Genomic DNA, 320 nt, shown 5'->3' on the forward strand with positions numbered 1-320 from the left:
GGCCCGTCAGCCTCGCTGAAGGACCGCCTGCACCCTGATCACAAGGTTCGAGTGATGAAGCCTCAGGCGACCTGCTCGGCCAGCGCCTGGAGACGGCCTGCGGCTTCTTCAACGGACTCCGATGTCTGAGCGATATCGGAAATGGAGTCGTTGACCGACGTCACGCCGCCGGCTGCCGTCTGCATGTTCATCGAGATATCCTGGGTCACCGCCGATTGCTCCTCCCCCGCGGCAGAGATGCCGCTGGAGATGTCGGAGATCTTCTCGATCACTTCGGCGATGGAGCGAATGGCCTCGGTCGCGCCGCCGGTCCCGTTCTG

Annotated in this window: 1 pseudogene; it reads right to left on the reverse strand. The window is 63.8% G+C overall.

Annotation, left to right across the window (positions count from 1 at the left end):
- Positions 1–62 precede the first annotated feature (62 nt).
- Positions 63–320, reverse strand: a pseudogene (locus E5162_RS14825) (hypothetical protein); the annotation flags it as partial.

It is taken from the genome of Marinicauda pacifica (genome assembly GCF_004793635.1).
GTDB classification, from domain to species: Bacteria; Pseudomonadota; Alphaproteobacteria; order Caulobacterales; family Maricaulaceae; genus Marinicauda; species Marinicauda pacifica.